Origin of the sequence: Staphylococcus pragensis (assembly GCF_004785665.1) — a bacterium.
Taxonomy (GTDB): domain Bacteria; phylum Bacillota; class Bacilli; order Staphylococcales; family Staphylococcaceae; genus Staphylococcus; species Staphylococcus pragensis.
This window is the reverse complement of record NZ_SRPJ01000017.1, coordinates 1-1,617: the sequence shown is the minus strand read 5'-3', so window position 1 is coordinate 1,617 and position 1,617 is coordinate 1. Positions and strand designations below refer to the sequence as shown.

The following is a 1,617-nucleotide window of genomic DNA, read 5'->3' as shown; positions in this document are numbered from 1 at the left end:
GAGATGTTCCGAATATATCCTTAGAAAGGAGGTGATCCAGCCGCACCTTCCGATACGGCTACCTTGTTACGACTTCACCCCAATCATTTGTCCCACCTTCGACGGCTAGCTCCAAATGGTTACTCCACCGGCTTCGGGTGTTACAAACTCTCGTGGTGTGACGGGCGGTGTGTACAAGACCCGGGAACGTATTCACCGTAGCATGCTGATCTACGATTACTAGCGATTCCAGCTTCATGTAGTCGAGTTGCAGACTACAATCCGAACTGAGAACAACTTTATGGGATTTGCTTGACCTCGCGGTTTCGCTACCCTTTGTATTGTCCATTGTAGCACGTGTGTAGCCCAAATCATAAGGGGCATGATGATTTGACGTCATCCCCACCTTCCTCCGGTTTGTCACCGGCAGTCAACTTAGAGTGCCCAACTAAATGATGGCAACTAAGCTTAAGGGTTGCGCTCGTTGCGGGACTTAACCCAACATCTCACGACACGAGCTGACGACAACCATGCACCACCTGTCACTTTGTCCCCCGAAGGGGAAAGCTCTATCTCTAGAGTTGTCAAAGGATGTCAAGATTTGGTAAGGTTCTTCGCGTTGCTTCGAATTAAACCACATGCTCCACCGCTTGTGCGGGTCCCCGTCAATTCCTTTGAGTTTCAACCTTGCGGTCGTACTCCCCAGGCGGAGTGCTTAATGCGTTAGCTGCAGCACTAAGGGGCGGAAACCCCCTAACACTTAGCACTCATCGTTTACGGCGTGGACTACCAGGGTATCTAATCCTGTTTGATCCCCACGCTTTCGCACATCAGCGTCAGTTACAGACCAGAAAGTCGCCTTCGCCACTGGTGTTCCTCCATATCTCTGCGCATTTCACCGCTACACATGGAATTCCACTTTCCTCTTCTGCACTCAAGTTTTCCAGTTTCCAATGACCCTCCACGGTTGAGCCGTGGGCTTTCACATCAGACTTAAAAAACCGCCTACGCGCGCTTTACGCCCAATAATTCCGGATAACGCTTGCCACCTACGTATTACCGCGGCTGCTGGCACGTAGTTAGCCGTGGCTTTCTGATTAGGTACCGTCAAGACGTGCACAGTTACTTACACGTATGTTCTTCCCTAATAACAGAGTTTTACGATCCGAAGACCTTCATCACTCACGCGGCGTTGCTCCGTCAGGCTTTCGCCCATTGCGGAAGATTCCCTACTGCTGCCTCCCGTAGGAGTCTGGACCGTGTCTCAGTTCCAGTGTGGCCGATCACCCTCTCAGGTCGGCTACGTATCGTCGCCTTGGTAAGCCGTTACCTTACCAACTAGCTAATACGGCGCGGGTCCATCTATAAGTGATAGCAAAACCATCTTTCACTTTTGAACCATGCGGTTCAAAATATTATCCGGTATTAGCTCCGGTTTCCCGGAGTTATCCCAGTCTTATAGGTAGGTTACCCACGTGTTACTCACCCGTCCGCCGCTAACGTCAGAGGAGCAAGCTCCTCGTCTGTTCGCTCGACTTGCATGTATTAGGCACGCCGCCAGCGTTCATCCTGAGCCAGGATCAAACTCTCCATAAAAAATTTATGATGTTTGATTAGCTCATAAAACTAAATAGTGTT

The 1,617-nt window shown here is 50.3% G+C and carries 1 rRNA gene; it reads right to left on the bottom strand.

Going from position 1 to position 1,617, the window contains the following annotated elements:
• Positions 1-24: 24 nt before the first annotated feature.
• Positions 25-1,575 (bottom strand): 16S ribosomal RNA (locus tag E2558_RS12255).
• Positions 1,576-1,617: the final 42 nt, after the last annotated feature.